Origin of the sequence: Cetobacterium sp. ZWU0022 (assembly GCF_000800875.1) — a bacterium.
Taxonomy (GTDB): Bacteria; Fusobacteriota; Fusobacteriia; order Fusobacteriales; family Fusobacteriaceae; genus Cetobacterium_A.
In genome coordinates this window covers 120,398-137,668 of the sequence record NZ_JRJZ01000039.1, presented here as the reverse complement: position 1 = coordinate 137,668, position 17,271 = coordinate 120,398, and the positions used below count along the sequence as shown (strand labels likewise).

General features: G+C 32.0%; 16 protein-coding genes. 11 read left to right on the top strand and 5 right to left on the bottom strand.

Going from position 1 to position 17,271, the window contains the following annotated elements; all coding sequences use genetic code 11:
- Window positions 1-164: 164 nt before the first annotated feature.
- Window positions 165-1,958 (bottom strand): GTPase HflX, encoded by a 1,794-nt coding sequence (gene hflX, locus L988_RS03805; protein WP_047381739.1) that lies wholly within the window; start codon window positions 1,956-1,958, stop codon window positions 165-167.
- A 180-nt stretch (window positions 1,959-2,138) separates the two neighbouring features.
- Here hflX and L988_RS03800 point away from each other — a divergent pair, with 180 nt between their 5' ends.
- From L988_RS03800 to L988_RS03755, 11 genes are all read left to right on the top strand, one after another.
- Window positions 2,139-3,311, top strand: coding sequence for a dicarboxylate/amino acid:cation symporter (locus tag L988_RS03800; RefSeq protein WP_047381737.1), 1,173 nt, complete (start codon window positions 2,139-2,141; stop codon window positions 3,309-3,311).
- Window positions 3,312-3,548: 237 nt separating this feature from the next.
- A complete protein-coding gene (locus L988_RS03795) occupies window positions 3,549-5,180 on the top strand; it encodes a Na/Pi cotransporter family protein (protein WP_047381735.1) in 1,632 nt (543 codons plus the stop codon).
- A 52-nt stretch (window positions 5,181-5,232) separates the two neighbouring features.
- Window positions 5,233-6,360, top strand: a complete 1,128-nt coding sequence (locus L988_RS03790; protein ID WP_047381733.1) for an aminotransferase class V-fold PLP-dependent enzyme — start codon at window positions 5,233-5,235, stop codon at window positions 6,358-6,360.
- A gap of 50 nt (window positions 6,361-6,410) precedes the next feature.
- Window positions 6,411-6,536, top strand: a complete 126-nt coding sequence (locus L988_RS14025; RefSeq protein WP_255359923.1) for a hypothetical protein — start codon at window positions 6,411-6,413, stop codon at window positions 6,534-6,536.
- A gap of 43 nt (window positions 6,537-6,579) precedes the next feature.
- On the top strand, window positions 6,580-7,644 hold the full coding sequence (gene pyrB, locus L988_RS03785) for an aspartate carbamoyltransferase (RefSeq protein ID WP_047381731.1): 1,065 nt from the start codon (window positions 6,580-6,582) through the stop codon (window positions 7,642-7,644).
- Between the two features lie 28 nt (window positions 7,645-7,672).
- Window positions 7,673-8,476, top strand: a complete 804-nt coding sequence (locus tag L988_RS03780; protein WP_047381729.1) for a dihydroorotate dehydrogenase electron transfer subunit — start codon at window positions 7,673-7,675, stop codon at window positions 8,474-8,476.
- Between the two features lie 13 nt (window positions 8,477-8,489).
- On the top strand, window positions 8,490-9,410 hold the full coding sequence (locus tag L988_RS03775) for a dihydroorotate dehydrogenase (protein WP_047381772.1): 921 nt from the start codon (window positions 8,490-8,492) through the stop codon (window positions 9,408-9,410).
- A gap of 38 nt (window positions 9,411-9,448) precedes the next feature.
- Window positions 9,449-10,171: an orotidine-5'-phosphate decarboxylase gene (gene pyrF / locus L988_RS03770; RefSeq protein ID WP_047381725.1), complete on the top strand. Its 723-nt coding sequence runs from the start codon at window positions 9,449-9,451 to the stop codon at window positions 10,169-10,171.
- Window positions 10,162-11,367 (top strand): dihydroorotase family protein, encoded by a 1,206-nt coding sequence (locus tag L988_RS03765; protein ID WP_047381723.1) that lies wholly within the window; start codon window positions 10,162-10,164, stop codon window positions 11,365-11,367. The genes pyrF and L988_RS03765 overlap by 10 nt, the downstream gene beginning before the upstream one ends.
- The gene (pyrE, locus tag L988_RS03760) at window positions 11,360-11,983 is read left to right on the top strand and encodes an orotate phosphoribosyltransferase (protein ID WP_047381722.1); all 624 of its coding nucleotides are present in this window, start codon (window positions 11,360-11,362) and stop codon (window positions 11,981-11,983) included. The genes L988_RS03765 and pyrE overlap by 8 nt, the downstream gene beginning before the upstream one ends.
- Before the next feature lie 130 nt (window positions 11,984-12,113).
- Complete coding sequence (locus L988_RS03755) at window positions 12,114-13,307, top strand: pyridoxal phosphate-dependent aminotransferase (protein ID WP_047381720.1); 1,194 nt, start codon at window positions 12,114-12,116, stop codon at window positions 13,305-13,307.
- A gap of 19 nt (window positions 13,308-13,326) precedes the next feature.
- On the opposite strand, the gene L988_RS03750 is transcribed toward L988_RS03755, so the two are convergent.
- The 4 genes from L988_RS03750 to L988_RS03735 form a co-directional block, all read right to left on the bottom strand.
- Window positions 13,327-14,559, bottom strand: coding sequence for an NAD(P)-dependent oxidoreductase (locus L988_RS03750; protein ID WP_197053935.1), 1,233 nt, complete (start codon window positions 14,557-14,559; stop codon window positions 13,327-13,329).
- 56 nt (window positions 14,560-14,615) lie between these two features.
- Window positions 14,616-15,773 carry an iron-containing alcohol dehydrogenase gene (locus L988_RS03745; protein WP_047381718.1) on the bottom strand — a complete coding sequence of 386 codons (1,158 nt, stop codon included), beginning with the start codon at window positions 15,771-15,773 and terminating at the stop codon, window positions 14,616-14,618.
- 66 nt (window positions 15,774-15,839) lie between these two features.
- A complete protein-coding gene (locus tag L988_RS03740) occupies window positions 15,840-16,205 on the bottom strand; it encodes a MerR family transcriptional regulator (protein WP_047381716.1) in 366 nt (121 codons plus the stop codon).
- 59 nt (window positions 16,206-16,264) lie between these two features.
- Window positions 16,265-17,257: a 7-cyano-7-deazaguanine synthase gene (locus L988_RS03735; protein WP_047381715.1), complete on the bottom strand. Its 993-nt coding sequence runs from the start codon at window positions 17,255-17,257 to the stop codon at window positions 16,265-16,267.
- Between the last annotated feature and the right edge of the window lie 14 nt (window positions 17,258-17,271).

Sequence of the window (17,271 nt, the reverse complement as noted above, 5' to 3'; positions counted from 1 at the left end):
TCGAACTCGCGACATTCAGCTTGGAAGGCTGACGCTCTACCAACTGAGCTACTCCCGCAATCACAAAAATATAGTATCATAATATAAGAATAATGTCAACAACTTTTTTTAAAAAAATAAAAAATAAAAAATAAAAAAGTCGAAATAAATCGACTTTTAAAAAATTAAATTTCTTTGATAATAAATTTTGAACATTTATTGTAAACTTCATCACTTACAGTTGCAACAACTAATGTACCTTCTCCCTCATATGATTCACTTTCAATAATAGCGTTTCTATGAAGATAAGCGTTGATAGAACTTTCAGAATAAGGAATTAAAAGTTCTATTTTTTTCATAGTTCTAGGTAGAGCCTCAGTAACCCTATCTAAAAGTAAATCTATATTTACCTCATTTTTTGCACTTATTTCAACAATTTCCATATGAGAGTAAAGTTCTTTTAATTTAGCAATCTGTTCCTCTGTAGCAACATCACATTTATTAAGAGCTAAAATTGTAGGTTTATCAAAAGCTCCAAGTTCAGTTAAAACATTTTCAACTGATTTGATTTGCTGAATCACAGTATCGCTAGAAGCATCAACAAGATGAACTAAAAGATCAGAGAAAATAACTTCTTCAAGAGTTGATTTGAAAGCTTCAACTAAATCATGAGGAAGTTTTCTAACAAAACCAACAGTATCAGTAAGAGCAGTTATTCTTTTATCAGGTAAAATCATAGTTCTTGTAGTAGCGTCAAGAGTAGCAAATAACATATTTTCAGCAAAAACAGCTTCTTTTTTTACTGTGTTATCACTTGGATACATATCTACAAGAAGGTTTCTAAGAGTTGATTTTCCAACGTTTGTATATCCAACAAGAGATACTCTAGGAATACCAGAACTTTCTCTTTTTGTTCTTTGAAGAGCTCTAATTTTTTTAATTTTCTCTAATTCTTGTTTAAGAGCAAAGATTTCATCTTTTATTCTTCTTCTATCAATTTCTAACTTTTTCTCTCCAGGTCCTTTAGTACCGATTCCACCACCAGTTCTAGACATAACACTTCCTAAACCGATAAGTCTGTGGCTTCTATACTTAAGTTGAGCTAACTCTACTTGAATTTTAGCCTCTCTAGTTCTTGCTCTTCTAGCAAAAATTTCAAGAATTAGAATAGTTCTATCAATAACTTTACATCCAGTAACAGCTTCTAAGTTTTTAATTTGAACTCCACTTAACTCTTCATCAAAAATTATAAGATTTGCATTTTTAATCTGTCTTAATAGAGCTAGCTCTTTAACTTTACCACTACCTATGTAGAAAATGTTATCGATTCTTTTAATTTTTTGGAATATTCTTCCAGCAACATTAACTTCACATGCTCTAGCTAATTCTTCAAGTTCGTCTAAACTTTCTTCTGAATCAACACCAACTACAATAGCATATTCACTATCATCCTCAACAACATCACTTTTTCTAAGTTCAGCTTCAATTTCTAAAGCTTTATCTAAATAGTCAATTGAAAGTGTTTTTTCTAAAGAGAGATTTTCAATCTCTTCGTAAGTTAATTCTTGATTTTCAATTTTACAGTAACCAACGTTGATACCTGTAATTTCAGTTTCTCCAACTCCAATAGCTAAGATTGCATCTAACTTTAACTTTAAAAGAGCTGAAATATCGATCATAGAAAGCTTAGAATATCCATTCGGGTGAGTATGTATAACTTTTACTCCACTCAACTTTTTACTAGAAATCTCAAGAATAGGTAGTTCAACACTATTACTATCTCCAATTGCAACTTCTAAAATTTTTCCTTTTCTATCTATTGAAACACTAATTTCACGATTAATAACTCTTGTCATATCTGTAATAAGTGCAACAATTTCAGGGTTAACAAGTTTACCTTTTTCAACTGTCATACTATAAATAGTATCTAATTCAGCTAAAATGGAGTCTCTAACACCCTCAACATTACCTTTTATCATATTTCACATCCTTAACCCTTAATATAATTAAGATTTTTTATCTTAATTATATTACATATATAAGAAAAATACAAATTTTCTAACATATATACAAAAAAAGTTTGCAAATCCGGATAAAATGTAGTATTAATTATATAGTTAGTTCTTTTAATAAACAAATTTTAGCGCTGGGAGGAAAAAATGAAAAAAATTGGTCTTTTACCAAAATTAATTTTTGCGATTATAATCGGTATTGGTGTGGGTATGCTAGGAATGGAGATGCCTGTAAGAGTATTAGCAACGTTTAACGGTATTTTTGGAAACTTTTTAAAGTTCTCAATACCACTTATTATAATAGGGTTTGTTGCACCGGGAATTGGGGAACTTGGAACTGGAGCAGGAAAACTATTGGGAATTACAACGGCAATAGCTTATATTTCGACAGTATTATCAGGGTCGTTTACATACTTTGTAAACTCGGCAGTGTTTAAGATGATATTAAAAACAGGATCTATGATTTCAACTGCTGATAATCCAGAGCACTCATTACTATCTGGTTATTTAACAATAAATATGCCTCCAATAATGGATGTTATGACAGCACTATTAACTGCGTTTATTTTAGGAATAGGAATAGCGATAGCAAAAGGTCATGCAATTAAAGATGTAATGAATGAATTCCAAAAGATAGTAGAAGGAATTATAAGAAATATAATTATTCCATTCTTACCATTACATATAGCAGGAATTTTTGCAAATATGACTTATGCAGGTCAAGTTGTAACAATTTTATCTGTATTCTCAAAAGTATTTGCTGTAATAATTTTACTTCATATTACAGTTTTATTGATAATGTATTTTATAGCTGGTGGATTATCAGGAGCAAATCCAATAGTTTTAATAAAAAATATGTTACCTGCATATTTTACAGCCATAGGAACACAATCTTCAGCTGCAACTATACCAGTGACTTTAAATCAAACTAAAGAAAATGGTGTAAACCCAGGAATTGCGGAGTTTGTAGTACCTTTATGCGCAACAATTCATTTATCAGGAAGTACAATAACTTTAGTAAGTTGTGCGATGGCAATAATGATGTTAAATGGAATGACAGTAACATTTGGAACAATGCTAGGATTTATATTGATGTTAGGTGTGACAATGGTTGCAGCACCAGGAGTTCCAGGTGGAGCAGTAATGGCTGCCTTAGGAATAATAGAGACAATGTTAGGATTCCCTCCGACATTAACATCTATAATGATTGCATTATACTTAGCTCAAGATAGCTTTGGAACTGCATGTAATGTAACAGGAGATGGAGCAATTGCGATTGTTGTAAATAAAATTGCAGGATTTAAACTTGAGAAAAAATAAATCTAAATTACTTTTTTGTTTTAAAGAAACTAACTAAATAAAGGATTGAAAGGGGGTATGAAAATAAAATACCCCTTTTTTTAATACTAAAAATAAAGTTTAATGTTAAAAATGTGTAAAAATTAAGTTAAATTTGGGTTTTTTATTTTACAATTTTTAAAATACGTGATAGAATTTAGCTAATTGACTATTTAATCAAAAAAAAATTAAAATAAAAAATAGAATTTAGGAGGAAAAATGTACTTAGATATCTTTTTTAAGGTTCTAGGAGGACTGGGTCTATTCTTATATGGAATGGAGAACATGTCTAAAGGAATGCAAAAAATGGCAGGAGAAAGATTGAAAAAAATCTTAGCTATGCTTACAACAAATCGTTTTATGGCCATCGGAATGGGAGTGTTTGTAACAGCATTAGTTCAATCATCATCTGTAAGTACTGTAATGACAATAGGATTTGTAAACGCTTCATTATTAACACTAAAGCAAGCTTTAGGGGTTATATTAGGAGCTAACATTGGAACAACAATAACAGGATGGATACTGGTTCTAAAAATAGGAAAGTATGGACTTCCAATGGCTGGAGCAGCAGCTATATCAACGATGTTCTTCACTAGTGAAAAAGCTAGAACAAGAGCTATGGCAATAATGGGACTAGGATTAATATTCTTCGGATTAGAATTAATGAGTGATGGATTAAAACCATTAAGATCATTACCTGAATTCGTAGCTTTATTCCATGCATTTACAGCAGATACTTACTTTGGTGTTTTAAAAGCAGCTGCAGTAGGGGCTCTTTTAACAGCGGTAGTTCAATCATCATCAGCTACACTAGGAATTACGATAACTTTAGCTGTTCAAGGGTTAATTGATTATCCAACAGCAGTAGCATTAGTTTTAGGAGAGAATGTAGGAACTACAATAACTGCACTGTTAGCTTCATTAAACGCAACAGCGAATGCAAAAAGAGCAGCGTATGCTCATACGATAATAAATATAGCTGGAGTAGTTTGGGCCACAACAATCTTTAGACCATATTTGATGTTCTTAGAGAACTTATTAGATCCAGCGAATAACTTAACAGCAGCAATTGCAACCGCTCACACAATGTTTAACGTGTTGAATGTAGTTATGTTTATTCCGTTTACAGGATATTTAGCTGATTTCTTATGTAAAGTTGTAAAATCAGATTCACCAGTAGCTAAAGAGAGAGTAACTCATTTAGACATATTAATGGCGGATACTCCATCAGTAGTAGTTGAGCAAACTCAAAAAGAGATTTTAGCTATGGGAACTCAAATAAAAGAGATTTTTGCAGACTTAGATAGCGTGTTTTCTGGAAAAGAGAAGATTGATACTCAAGTTGGAAAAATTGAAAAGTTAGAGGATACTTTAGATTTATTCCAAAAAGAGATTTCAGATGTAAACTTCCATATTTTAAATGGAACATTAGATTGTGCTAATACAGAGGATACGAGAGAAAACTTACAAACTTGTGATGAGTATGAAACGATAAGTGACTACTTATTAAGAATTGCAAAGACATTAAAGAAGATGCAAGATAATGGAATTGAGTTAAACGAGTATAAGAGAGCAACTTTAAATCAATTACATAATAATGTTGAAGACCTATTTAATGATATCAATAGAGCTTATGAACTAAGAGATAAGGATCTATTTATAGGTGCTATTAAAAAGTGTAACTACATTAAAGATGAATATAAGAGAGCAAGAGCAGAGCACTTAGAGCATGTTTCTGAAAATGTAATGCCAGCAATGTTAAGTACAGGATATATGGATATCTTAAATAACTATAGAAGAATAAAAGATCATTTATACAATATAGTTGAAGTTTTTGCAAAAATAAACTAATATAAAAAGAGAGGAGAGATCCTCTCTTTATTATTTTTAAGAGGAGAAAAATATGAAAACTTACTATTTTGACAATTCAGCTACAAGTTCCCCAAAACCTGAAGCAGTTTATAGTTCAGTTGGAATTGCAGTAAGAGAGTATAGTGCTAATCCAGGAAGAGCAGGTCATAGAAAGGCTTTAGAAGTAGCCAGAAAAATATATGAGGTCAGAGAGAAAATTGCCAATTTTTTTGGAGTTAGAAATAGTTTGAATGTTGCGTTTACAGCTAATGCGACAGAATCACTAAATTTTGCTATAAAAGGAGCAATTCCAGAAGGAGCACATGTAGTAACAACAAACTTTGAACATAATTCAGTACTTAGACCGTTGTATTATATGAGAGATGAAAAAGATATAAAACTTACATTTATAAATACATATTTAGATTTAGAAAAAGCCATAACACCAGAAACGAAAGCAGTTGTTATGAACCATATATCTAATGTAAATGGAACAATTCAAAAGATAAAAGAAGTAGGAGATATTTGTAAAAAAAATGGAATACTTTTTATACTTGATGCATCTCAAAGTGCAGGATATATCGATATAAATATGGAAAGAGATAATATAGATATTCTGTGTTTAACAGGTCATAAATCACTTTTTGGAATTCAAGGAATAGGAGTGATTGCGCTGAGAGAAGGTATTAAAATTGAACCTATTCTAGAGGGAGGAACAGGAAGTTTTTCAAAGCTTCAGAGACAACCTAAAGAGATGCCAGAGATGTTAGAGGCCGGAACTCTCAATACTCCTGGAATTATAAGTTTAGGAGCAGGAGTAGATTTTATACAAGAGATAGGTATAGAAAATATAAAAAAACATGAAGATGGATTAGTTCTTAAATTTTTAGAAGGTTTAGAGCGATTAGAGAAAGTTAAAGTTTATAAAAGTTTTACAGAGAATCAAGCCCCGGTTATAAGTATAAATATGGATGGGGTTGATTCTGGAGATCTTTCAAGTATATTAGATGAGGAGTTTGGAATATTGGTAAGACCTGGATATCATTGTGCACCATTAGCTCATGAAGCTATTGGAACTTATGAAACAGGAACAGTTCGTTTTTCATTTGGTTTTTTTAATACAGAGGATGAGGTCGATTATCTACTTCAAACATTAAAAAATATTGCTTTACAAATTTAAAATCGTATGTTATACTTTTCAAAGTGTAAAAAAAACGAGGAGGATAAAAAGTGAAGAAATCGTTAAGTATTTTTGGATTTAAGCAAGAAGAAAAAAAGAAAAAAGCGCTATTTTCATTATTTTTATCTTTTGATTTTAATATTAATATATGGAATAGAAGTTACATTAATTTGTAATTTCTATTCCTTTTTTTTTAATCAAATTTTCTAAGGAGGAAAAATGAGAGATTTTATTTCGATGAAAGATTTTACAAAAGGGGATATTTTAGAAGTTTTAAGAGTGGCAAAAGAGTTAGAGAAGAAAAATGAAGAACTTTTGAAAAATAAAATAGTTGGAAGCTTATTTTTCGAACCTTCAACAAGAACTAGATTATCATTTACATCAGCGGCTTATAGATTAGGAGCAAAAGTTTTAGGGTTTGATTCTCCAGATGCAACTTCATTAAAAAAGGGTGAGACATTGAGAGATACAATAAAGATGACAGAAGCTTATTCGGATGTAATTGTTATGAGACACAATAGAGATGGTGCAGCTCGTTTTGCAGCAGATATCTCAAAAGTTCCATTATTAAATGCAGGGGATGGAGCAAATGAGCATCCAAGTCAGACGATGTTGGATTTATATACGATTCAAAAAGAGTTGGGAAGTATAGAGGGGAAAAAGGTAGCTTTCGTAGGAGATTTAAAGTATGGAAGAACGGTTCACTCATTGACAAAAGCATTAGAGATGTTCAACTGTGAGTTTTACTTTATAGCACCTGAAGTAATTCAAATACCTGAGTATATAACAAGAGAGTTGGATAAAAAAGGGATAAAGTATCATATAATATCTGATTACAAAGAGATATTAAAAGAGATAGATGTTCTTTATATGACGAGAATACAAAAAGAAAGATTTGATAAGATAGAAGATTATGAGAAAGTAGCTGGAGTATATGTAATAGATAAAGAGAGTATAGTTGGAAAGTGTAAAGATGAGATGATAATTCTTCATCCACTACCAAGAGTAGATGAGATTAAAATCGATTTAGATGATACAAAGCATGCAAAATACTTTGAACAAGCAGCAAATGGAGTTCCGGCAAGACAAGCAATCTTCTCAATTGCATTGGGATTAGTAGAGGTTACTAAAAGTGAGATGTTAGAAAAAGATATCAGAAAATCAGAAGAGATTGTTTGTGAGAATGAAAAGTGTATAACAAAATTTGAAGAAACAGATAACAAATACGTTGTAGATAAAGACCATAAGTATTGTTACTATTGTAATAAAGATATAAAAAAATAAAAATTTGAAGATAGATTTGGGAGGAAAAATGTTTTTAGAAGATTGCAAAGTATTAGAAAATCATAAAGTTGGAGAAAATTATTACTTAATGAAAATAGAGTCAGCGAAAGCTTCTCAACATTCAAAAGCTGGACAATTTTTCATGCTAAAGTTAAATAATGAAATAAGAATTTTAAGAAGACCTATCAGTCTTCACTATGCAGATAAGGATAGAAACATTTTAGAGTTTTATTACGAAGTTAAAGGTGGAGGAACAAAAGAGTTTGCAACTCTTAAAGCTGGAGATTCATTAAATATCCAAGGTCCTTTAGGAACTGGATTTACAACTTCTATAAAAGGAAAAAGATGTGTAGTTGTAGGAGGGGGAATGGGAATTGCTCCAACAAAATTGCTTATAGATGAGTTGAAAAAAGAAAATGAAGTAATATTTATAGCTGGTGGAAGAAGCAAGGAAGCTTTAAATATTTTAGGAAACTTAAACTTAGATGAAGTGAAAACATATATAACAACTGATGATGGTTCTTTAGGGGAAAAGGGGAATGTAATATCAGTTTTAAGTAAAGTTTTAGCTGAAGAGAAAATAGATATGGTGCAAACGTGTGGACCACATAAGATGATGGAAGCTGTAGCGGCAACATCACAAAAAGCTGAAGTTTTCTGTGAAGTTTCACTAGAGGAAAGAATGGCTTGTGGAGTTAAGGCTTGTGTAGGATGTTCAATAAAAACGTTAGACGGTATGAAAAAAGTTTGTCATGATGGACCAGTTTTTGATTCAAAAATAATAGTAGATGTAAATCCAAAAGAAAACACTGGATGTAGCTGTGGAAAATAAGGGAGTGGGAAGTATGAATAGATTAAAAACAAATTTTTTAGGAAAAGAGTTTAAAAATCCAATGGTAACATCATCTGGATGTTTCGGATTTGGTTTAGAATATAAAGATTACTTTGATCCAAATGTTTTAGGAGGAATTGTTGTAAAGGGAATAACAATGGAGCCTAGAGATGGAAACTATGGAACTAGAATAGCAGAGACTCCAGGTGGAATGCTAAACTGTGTTGGACTTGAAAATCCAGGAATTGATTATTTCGAAGAGGTTATTGTAAAAAATATAAAAGCTTCTGGAATAGAATCACCAATAATTGTAAATATAAATGGAAAAGTTATAGAGGAATATGTAGAGATAGCTAAAAGAGTTGAACAGATTCCTGAAGTTGATATGATAGAGTTAAATATATCTTGTCCAAATGTAAAAGATGGTGGAATGGCATTCGGTGCAAAACCAGAAGTTGCAGGGGCGGTAACAAAGGCAGTTAGAGAGGTAACAACTAAACCTTTAATTGTAAAGTTATCACCAAACGTAACAGATATAGTTCATATAGCTAAAGTAGTAGAAGAAAATGGAGCAGATGCAGTTTCTTTAATCAATACTCTACTTGGAATGGCAATAGATATAAAAAAGAGAAAGCCAGTATTAGGGAACACTTTTGGAGGATTCTCTGGACCAGCGGTAAAGCCAGTAGCTTTAAGAATGGTATATCAAGTTTATCAAAATGTAAATATTCCTATAGTTGGAATGGGTGGAATATCATCTACAGAGGATGCAATAGAGTTCATGATGGCAGGAGCAACAATGGTATCGTTAGGAACAGGATTATTCACAAATCCAGTTTTACCTGTAGAGATAAAAGCCGGATTGGAAAAATTCTGTGAAGAAAACAACCTAGAAAATATCGGAGAAATAATTGGAGCAGCACACTGTAAATAAAAGTAAAAAGAAGTGAAAGTTAAGGGAGGATTAAGATTATGAATATTAAAGATAAATTAATAATAGCATTAGATTACTCAAACATGGAGGATGCAAAAAATATAGTTGAAGTTTTAGGAGATACGGTTTCATTCTATAAAGTGGGATTAGAATTATTCTTAAACTCAAAAGGAGCAATGGTAGATTATTTAACAGAAAAAGGAAAGAAAGTTTTCTTAGATCTTAAGTTCCATGATATTCCAAATACAACAACTATGGCATCGTTGTTTGCAGCAAGACAAAATGTATTTATGTTCAATGTTCATGCAAGTGGTGGAAGAGCGATGATGGAATCTGTAGCAAAAAGAGTAAAAGAGATAAACCCAGAGATTTTATCGATAGCTGTAACAATCTTAACAAGTTTCTCAGAAGAGGGATTAAAAGAGACTTTCCAAAGTCAACTTTCATTAAAAGATTTAGCATTAAACTTAGCTAAGTTAACTAAAACAGCTGGAATGGATGGGATAGTTTGTTCACCATGGGAAGCTAAGGCTATAAAAGAGTTATGTGGAGAAGACTTTAAAACTGTATGTCCAGGTGTAAGACCTAAGTGGTCTGTAGCTGATGACCAAGAGAGAATAATGACTCCAAAAGATGCAATATTAAATGGATGTGACTACTTAGTAGTAGGAAGACCAATAACTAAAAATGAAAATCCTGTAGAAGCGGCAAAGAGTGTTTTAGCTGAGATAGAGGAAGGAGTTAAAGCGTTATGTTGCTAAAGAACTGTAAGGTTTTATATCATGGAGAAGAGGGTATAAAAGATATATTAGTTCAAGATGGAAAAATTGTAAAAATATATAACTGTTCTGAAGTAGAGGAGTTAGATATTGATGAGATAATAGATGTGGATGGAAACTGGGTATTGCCAGGAGTAATAGATGCTCATACACATATGAGAGATCCAGGACTTGATTATAAAGAGGACTTTGAAACAGGAAGTATGGCCTGTGCAAAGGGTGGGGTAACAACATTTATAGATATGCCAAATACAGTTCCAAATACAACAACTGAGGAGATTCTAACAGCAAAAGAAAGAAACTCTGAGAGTAGAAGCTATGTGGATTATGGATTTCATTTTGGGGGAAGCAAACTAGATAATAGCGAAGAGATAAAAAAAGTTAGAAAAAGAGTAGCTTCAACAAAGATTTTCCTAAATATGTCAACAGGGGATATGTTGGTAGAAGAGGATAAGGTTTTAGAAAATCTTTTCAAGGAATCTAAAATTGTATCTGTGCACGCTGAAGAAGAGATGGTTGATAGAGCGATAGATTTAGCTAGAAAATTTAGAAAACCTTTATACCTATGTCATCTGTCTAAAAAGAGTGAGGTAGAAAAGTTAAGAGCAGCAAAAAAAGAGGGACTAAAAATATATGGAGAGGTTGCACCGCACCATCTGTTTTTAGATTCTAGTATGGCTAACTCATTACTGCTAATGAAGCCAGAGTTAAAAGAGAAAGAGGATAACGAGGCTCTTTGGGAAGGGTTAATGGATGGAACTATAGATACGATAGGAACAGATCATGCTCCTCATACTTTAGAAGAAAAAAATTCAAAAGTGACGTATGGAATACCTGGAGTTGAAAACTCATTAGAGTTGATGCTAAAAGAGTTAAATAAAAAGATAGATATGAAAACTTTACAAAAAGTTATGTCAGAAAATCCAGCTAAAATATTTGGGATAGATAACAAGGGAATTTTAGATATTGGATATGATGCTGACTTAGTAGTTGTAGATATAACAAGAAAAGAAGTTATAAAAAACGAGGATGTAGTTTCAAAATGTGGATGGACACCTTACGTTGGAATTGTTGGAGGGGGAAAAGTACTTTCAACTTTAGTGAGAGGTAAGGTAGTTTATGATGGAAATAGTTTTATAGAAAAAATCGGAGAAGGAGTGAGTTATAAAAATGTCTAGAGAGAAGAATATAGCAAAATCATTATTAGGAACAGAGGCAGTTAGATTAAGTGTAAAGGATCCATTTACTTTTGTTTCAGGAATTAAAAGCCCAATTTACTGTGATAACAGAAAGATGATAGGATTCCCAAAAGAAAGACAAGTAGTAGTAGACGCTTTCATTGAAGTTTTAAAAGAAAAAGAGTTTGATATTGTAGCAGGAACAGCAACAGCAGGAATTCCTTGGGCAGCATTTATAGCTCAAGAGATGAATATTCCAATGGCGTATATCAGAGGAGAAAAGAAAGCTCATGGTGCTGGAAGACAAATAGAAGGTGCTGAATTTGAAGGGAAAAAGGTTATCATAATAGAAGATTTAATCTCTACAGGAGGAAGTTCTATAAAAGCAGTAGCAGCTGCAAGAGAAGCTGGAGCTACAGATGTTGAAGTTTTAGCAATATTCTCATATGAGTTTGAAAAAGCTTATAAAAACTTCGAAGCAGATAGAATTCCTTGGACAACTCTTTCAAATTTTGCGTCATTAATTGATGTAGCAACAGAAGAGAATTACATAGATTCAGAAGATGCAGAAATCGCATTAAAGTGGAATAAAACTCCAGATACTTGGGGAAAATAATAAAAAATATTGAAGAGGAGTAGATTAATCTACTCCTTTTTTGATAAACGAGTAGTTGACTTTAGATAAAAAATATCGTATCATATTTAGAAAAATAAAAATATTTATAACAAAAGCTAGGAGGATCAAAATGAAATTATCAAAAAGAGCATTAGAAATGAATTTTTCACCAATAAGAAAGTTGATTCCTCTGGCCGATGCAGCAGAAGCAAAAGGAATAAAAGTATATAAGTTAAATATAGGGCAACCAAATGTAGTAACTCCGGATTCATTTTTTGAAGGATTACATAACTATCAAGAGAAAATAGTAAAATACTCTCACTCTCAAGGTATTCCACAACTTTTAGAAAGCTTTGCAAAGAGCTATCAGAAGATGGGAATAAATGTAAATGAGGAGGATTTATTAATAACTCAAGGTGGTAGTGAAGCGATAATGTTCGTTTTAATGGCTATATGTAATGAGGGAGATAATGTATTAATACCCGAACCATTTTATTCGAACTATACAAGTTTCTGTCAATTTGCAGGGGCAGAGGTATTACCTATAGAGACAACTATAGAAACAAGTTTTCACCTTCCATCAAAAGCAAAAATTGAATCTTTAATAAATGAAAGAACAAGGGCAATAATGCTTTCGAATCCTGTAAATCCAACAGGAACAGTTTATACTAAAGAAGAGATTGAAATGATAGCAGAGATTGCAAAAGAAAAGGATTTGTATATTATAGCGGATGAAGTGTACAGACAATTTGTATATGATGATATTCCTTATACATCATTTATGCAACTAGAGGATGTAGAAGATAGAGTTATATTAGTAGATAGTATATCTAAACACTATAGTGCTTGTGGGGCTAGAATAGGTCTTATTGCAAGTAAAAATAAAGAACTTATGAGCTGTATAATGAAGTTTAGTCAAGCTAGACTTTGTGTTTCAACAATAGAGCAACATGCAGCAGCAAATTTAATAAATACGATGGATAACTATTTAGAAGATGTAAGAATAAAATATCAAAATAGAAGAGATTTATTATTCTCGTATCTAAATAGAATTCCAGGGGTTGTATGCTATAAACCTCATGGAGCATTCTATGCTTTTGCAAAACTACCAATAGATAATGCAGAGAAGTTTGCGAAATGGTTATTGACAGATTACTCTTATGAAAATCAGACATTACTGCTAGCTCCAGGTCCAGGGTTCTATCAAACTTCTGGAAAAGGAGAGAACGAAGTGAGATTCTCATTCTGTACAAGTGTTGACGATATAGAAAATTCAATGATAATACTTAGAAGAGCTTTAGAAGAATATAATAAAATTAAGTAATATAAAAGAGAGGGATTGATTAAATCAATCCCTCTTTGTTTAATATATTATTAATCATTTTTTTAGCGTCATTAACTGCTGCAACAACGGTTTTAGGACCAGTGACAACATCTCCACAAGAGAAAACATTATCTAGAGTTGTTTCAAAATTATCAGAAACAACAACAGTTCCCCATTTTTCAGTGCTAATTCTATCCTCAGATGAAACTATATTTTTCTTAGGACCTTGGCTGACAGCAACAATAACTGAACTGTATTTAACAGCGATATCGCTATCTTCTAAAGTAATAAGTTTTTTTCTTCCAGATTCGTCAGTCAGTGATTCAGTTCTTAAGAAAATCATTTTCTCATCTAAAATCTCTTTTGGAGCGTAATAGAATTTAAATTCTACACCATCCTCTTTTGCTTCGGCTATTTCAACTTTAGTAGCAGGCATATCCTCTTCTCCACGTCTATACATAACAGTCACAGAGCTTCCCAGCCTTTTAGCAACTCTTGCAGCATCCATAGCAACATTTCCACCACCAATAACTAAAACATTGTCACCTAAGCTGTATGATTCAGGAGATACAAGATAGTTTATAGCGTAGTGAACATTACCTTTTGTTTCTCCTTTGATATCCATTGGTTTTGGATTCCAAACTCCTGTAGTAATAATAATATATTTGAATCCATCATCTTTTAAGTTTTGAATACTATGTGTTGGACCAACAAGAGTATTATATTTTATTTTTACTCCAAGGCTTAACAGATATTTTTCAAAAGTATCAGTTAAATCTCTAGAAAGTCTAAATTCAGGAATTCCATATCTTAAAACTCCACCAAGCTTAGAGAATGCTTCAAAAATAGTTACTTTAAACCCCTCTTTAGCTAAAAGAATAGCAGATGTGATACCAGCAGGTCCACCACCGATAATAGCGACATCAATATTATTGTTTTCTTTTTTATCTAAAGGAAGAGTTGAAAGATACTTTGTAGATATCTCTTTTTCAATCAATGGGAACTCAACAGGAGTCTCTTTGATTCCTTTTATACAATGACCTTTACATTGCTCTTCATGAGGGCAAACTATAGAACAAAATATAGAAAGTGGGTTGTTTAAAAATAAAGCCTCCCCAGCTTCAGCTATTTTATTTTCTTTAAACAGATTTATAATGTTAGGAATATCTGTTGATATAGGGCAGTGTATTTTACAAAGTGGTTTTTTGCAGTTTAAGCAACGATTTGCTTCATGTATTAAATCTATATTCAAAATAATCACCTCTTTAAAAAATGGCTGAGAAAAACTTCTCAGCCTCTAGAAATATATTATAATGCTTTTTTAAGAATTTCTCTACTAATTTCTAAAGTTAAATCTCCAGTTTCAGAAAGAGCAGTTCTATTATTATTGTTTAAAGCTTCGATTAGATCTTCAATTCTCTCTGCTGTTATATCATAGTCAGAAAGATGAGTTTTAACCCCTAAATCCTCAAAGAAAGCACGAGTTTTTTGAATCGCCAACTCTATTTTTAGATTTTCATCTGCTTCAGTTATATCCCAAACACGCTCAGCATATTGGATTAATTTAGCTCTCTTTTTATCTTTTCTAATCTCCCAGATAGCAGGTTGTAGAATAGCAAGAGTTTTAGCGTGATCTATTCCAAACATAGCCGTAACTTCATGACCAATCATGTGAGTAGTCCAGTCTTGTGGAACTCCAGCACCGATAAGACCATTTAAAGCCATAGTAGCACACCAAACGAGATTTGCTCTAGCGTCATAATTTGTAGGCTCATCAATTGTTGTTTTACCAATCTCTATTAAAGTTTTTAAAATCCCTTCAGCAGTTCTATCTTGGAATCTTGCATCTACAGGATATGTAACGTATTGTTCAACTGTATGAATAAAAGTATCTATTATTCCGTTGGCAACTTGTGTAGTTGGAAGAGTAAAAGTTAAAGTTGGATCTAGTATAGAGAACTTAGGGAAAGTAAACATACTAAATACAGGAACCTTTAAATTTTTATGACTGATAACAGCACCGTTATTCATCTCTGATCCAGTAGCTGGAAGAGTTACAACAGTTCCCATTGGAATAGCACTGTCAACAGGAGCTAAGTCAAACTCTGGAGTAAGTAAGTCTAAGCAATCTCCTTCGTATCTAGAAGCTAAAGCTATAAACTTAGTTCCGTCCATAACAGAACCACCACCTACAGCAAGAAGAAAATCTACATTTTCATCTTTTGCAATTTGTACAGCCTTCATAAGTGTGCTATATTGAGGATTTGGTTCAATACCACCAAATTGAAATATCTCTCTACCAGGAAGATTTTGAATAACCTTATCCAAAGTTCCAAACTTATTAACCGAACCTCCACCATAAGTAATCAAAACTTTTGCATCCGCAGGAACTAAACTATTTAATTGATCTAAAGTATCTTTTCCAAAAACAATGTGTGTTGGATTATAAAAATTAAAATTTAACATAAAATCAACCTCCTATTTGTAATTAGTCAGATTATAAACCTTAGAGATGACTCTAAGTCAACAATTTTATTCACAACAAATAGAATTATTTTCGTACCATGCAATTTTAGCATCTAATTTTCTAAGATTACTATTTAAATCTTCTATTTGTTCTAAGATTTTTTTTCTATGTTCAAGAAGAATAGTTTTTCTTTCCTCTTTAGTATGATCTCCTTTTAAACTTAAATCGACAATAGCTCTAATATCTTCAATTGTCATTCCAGTATTTTTTAAACATTTTATGATTTCAATCCAAAAAACATCATCTTCAGTAAACTCTCTAATACCATTTTTATTTCTAGCAACAAAAGGCATTAATCCACATTTATCATAGTATCTAATTGTGTAAGATGAAAGTCCTACCATTTCAGATACATTTTTTATAGTATACATAAATTTCTCCTTTAAACAGTAGATTCAAAAAACAGCTAAGATTTCTCTTAGCTGTTTTGTTACATTGTAATTTGATATTTAGCAATCTCTTCACTTAAAGCTTCTAGATTCACAGCAGGAATAGTAACATCTTCTCCGTTTATAAGAAGAGTTAATTCCGCATTTCCTTTTACTTTAGAGTATCTAGAGAAAAGATTTAAAGCAAAATCGATTTGCTCTTTAGAAAGATCTCCAAATCCAACCATGTGTGGACCAGGAACTTCTTTTCCTCTAATGAATAGAGAACCATAAGATTTAAATTCATTTATTTTAATGTTATCATCTTGTTCTCTTCCAACGATTAAGTATTTTCCTTTTTCAAATCTGAAGAATCTTCCAATCTTTAAAAGATGGAATAGATTAGAGTGTTCATCTTCTAAAAGGCCATCCTCTTCTAAAATACGTAATCTTTTTGAGTAACCAGGGTCAGTTAAAAGACATCCACCACCAGGTGTTGGATAATCAACAATTCCAAATTTATCCATTAACTCCATTTGAGTTTTTCTACTTCTTCCTTGAATATCAAGAAGTTTTTCTCTATCAACCCATCCTAATTTTTCAGGCTCACTTTCTGGTAAAAGCTTAGCTGATAATGGTCTTACAATAAGATTTTCAAGTCCAGGTGACATAGCCTTAACTTTTTCTAATGCTTGGTAGTTTTGTGACATAGGTCTTTGTCCAAGAACTTCACCAGAAATTATGAAAGAAGCACCGAACTTCTCCATAAGATCTCCAGCTGTTTTAAACATAAGAGCGTGACAATCAATACAAGGATTCATATTTTTTCCACGTCCATGCACAGGATTTTTTAAGATTTCAGTATGAGCGCTAGTAAAGTTAACATACTCAAGTTGAACTCCAAGTTGCTTGGCCATATTTTCAGCCTTTTCATTTTTTCCACCAAAGAAGTGTGAAACAAAGTTAAGAGCGATTACTTCTATACCTTGATCTTTTATAATTTTTATTGCTAGAGCACTATCAAGTCCTCCAGAAAAAAGTGCCAATGCTTTCATTTATTAACCTCCAT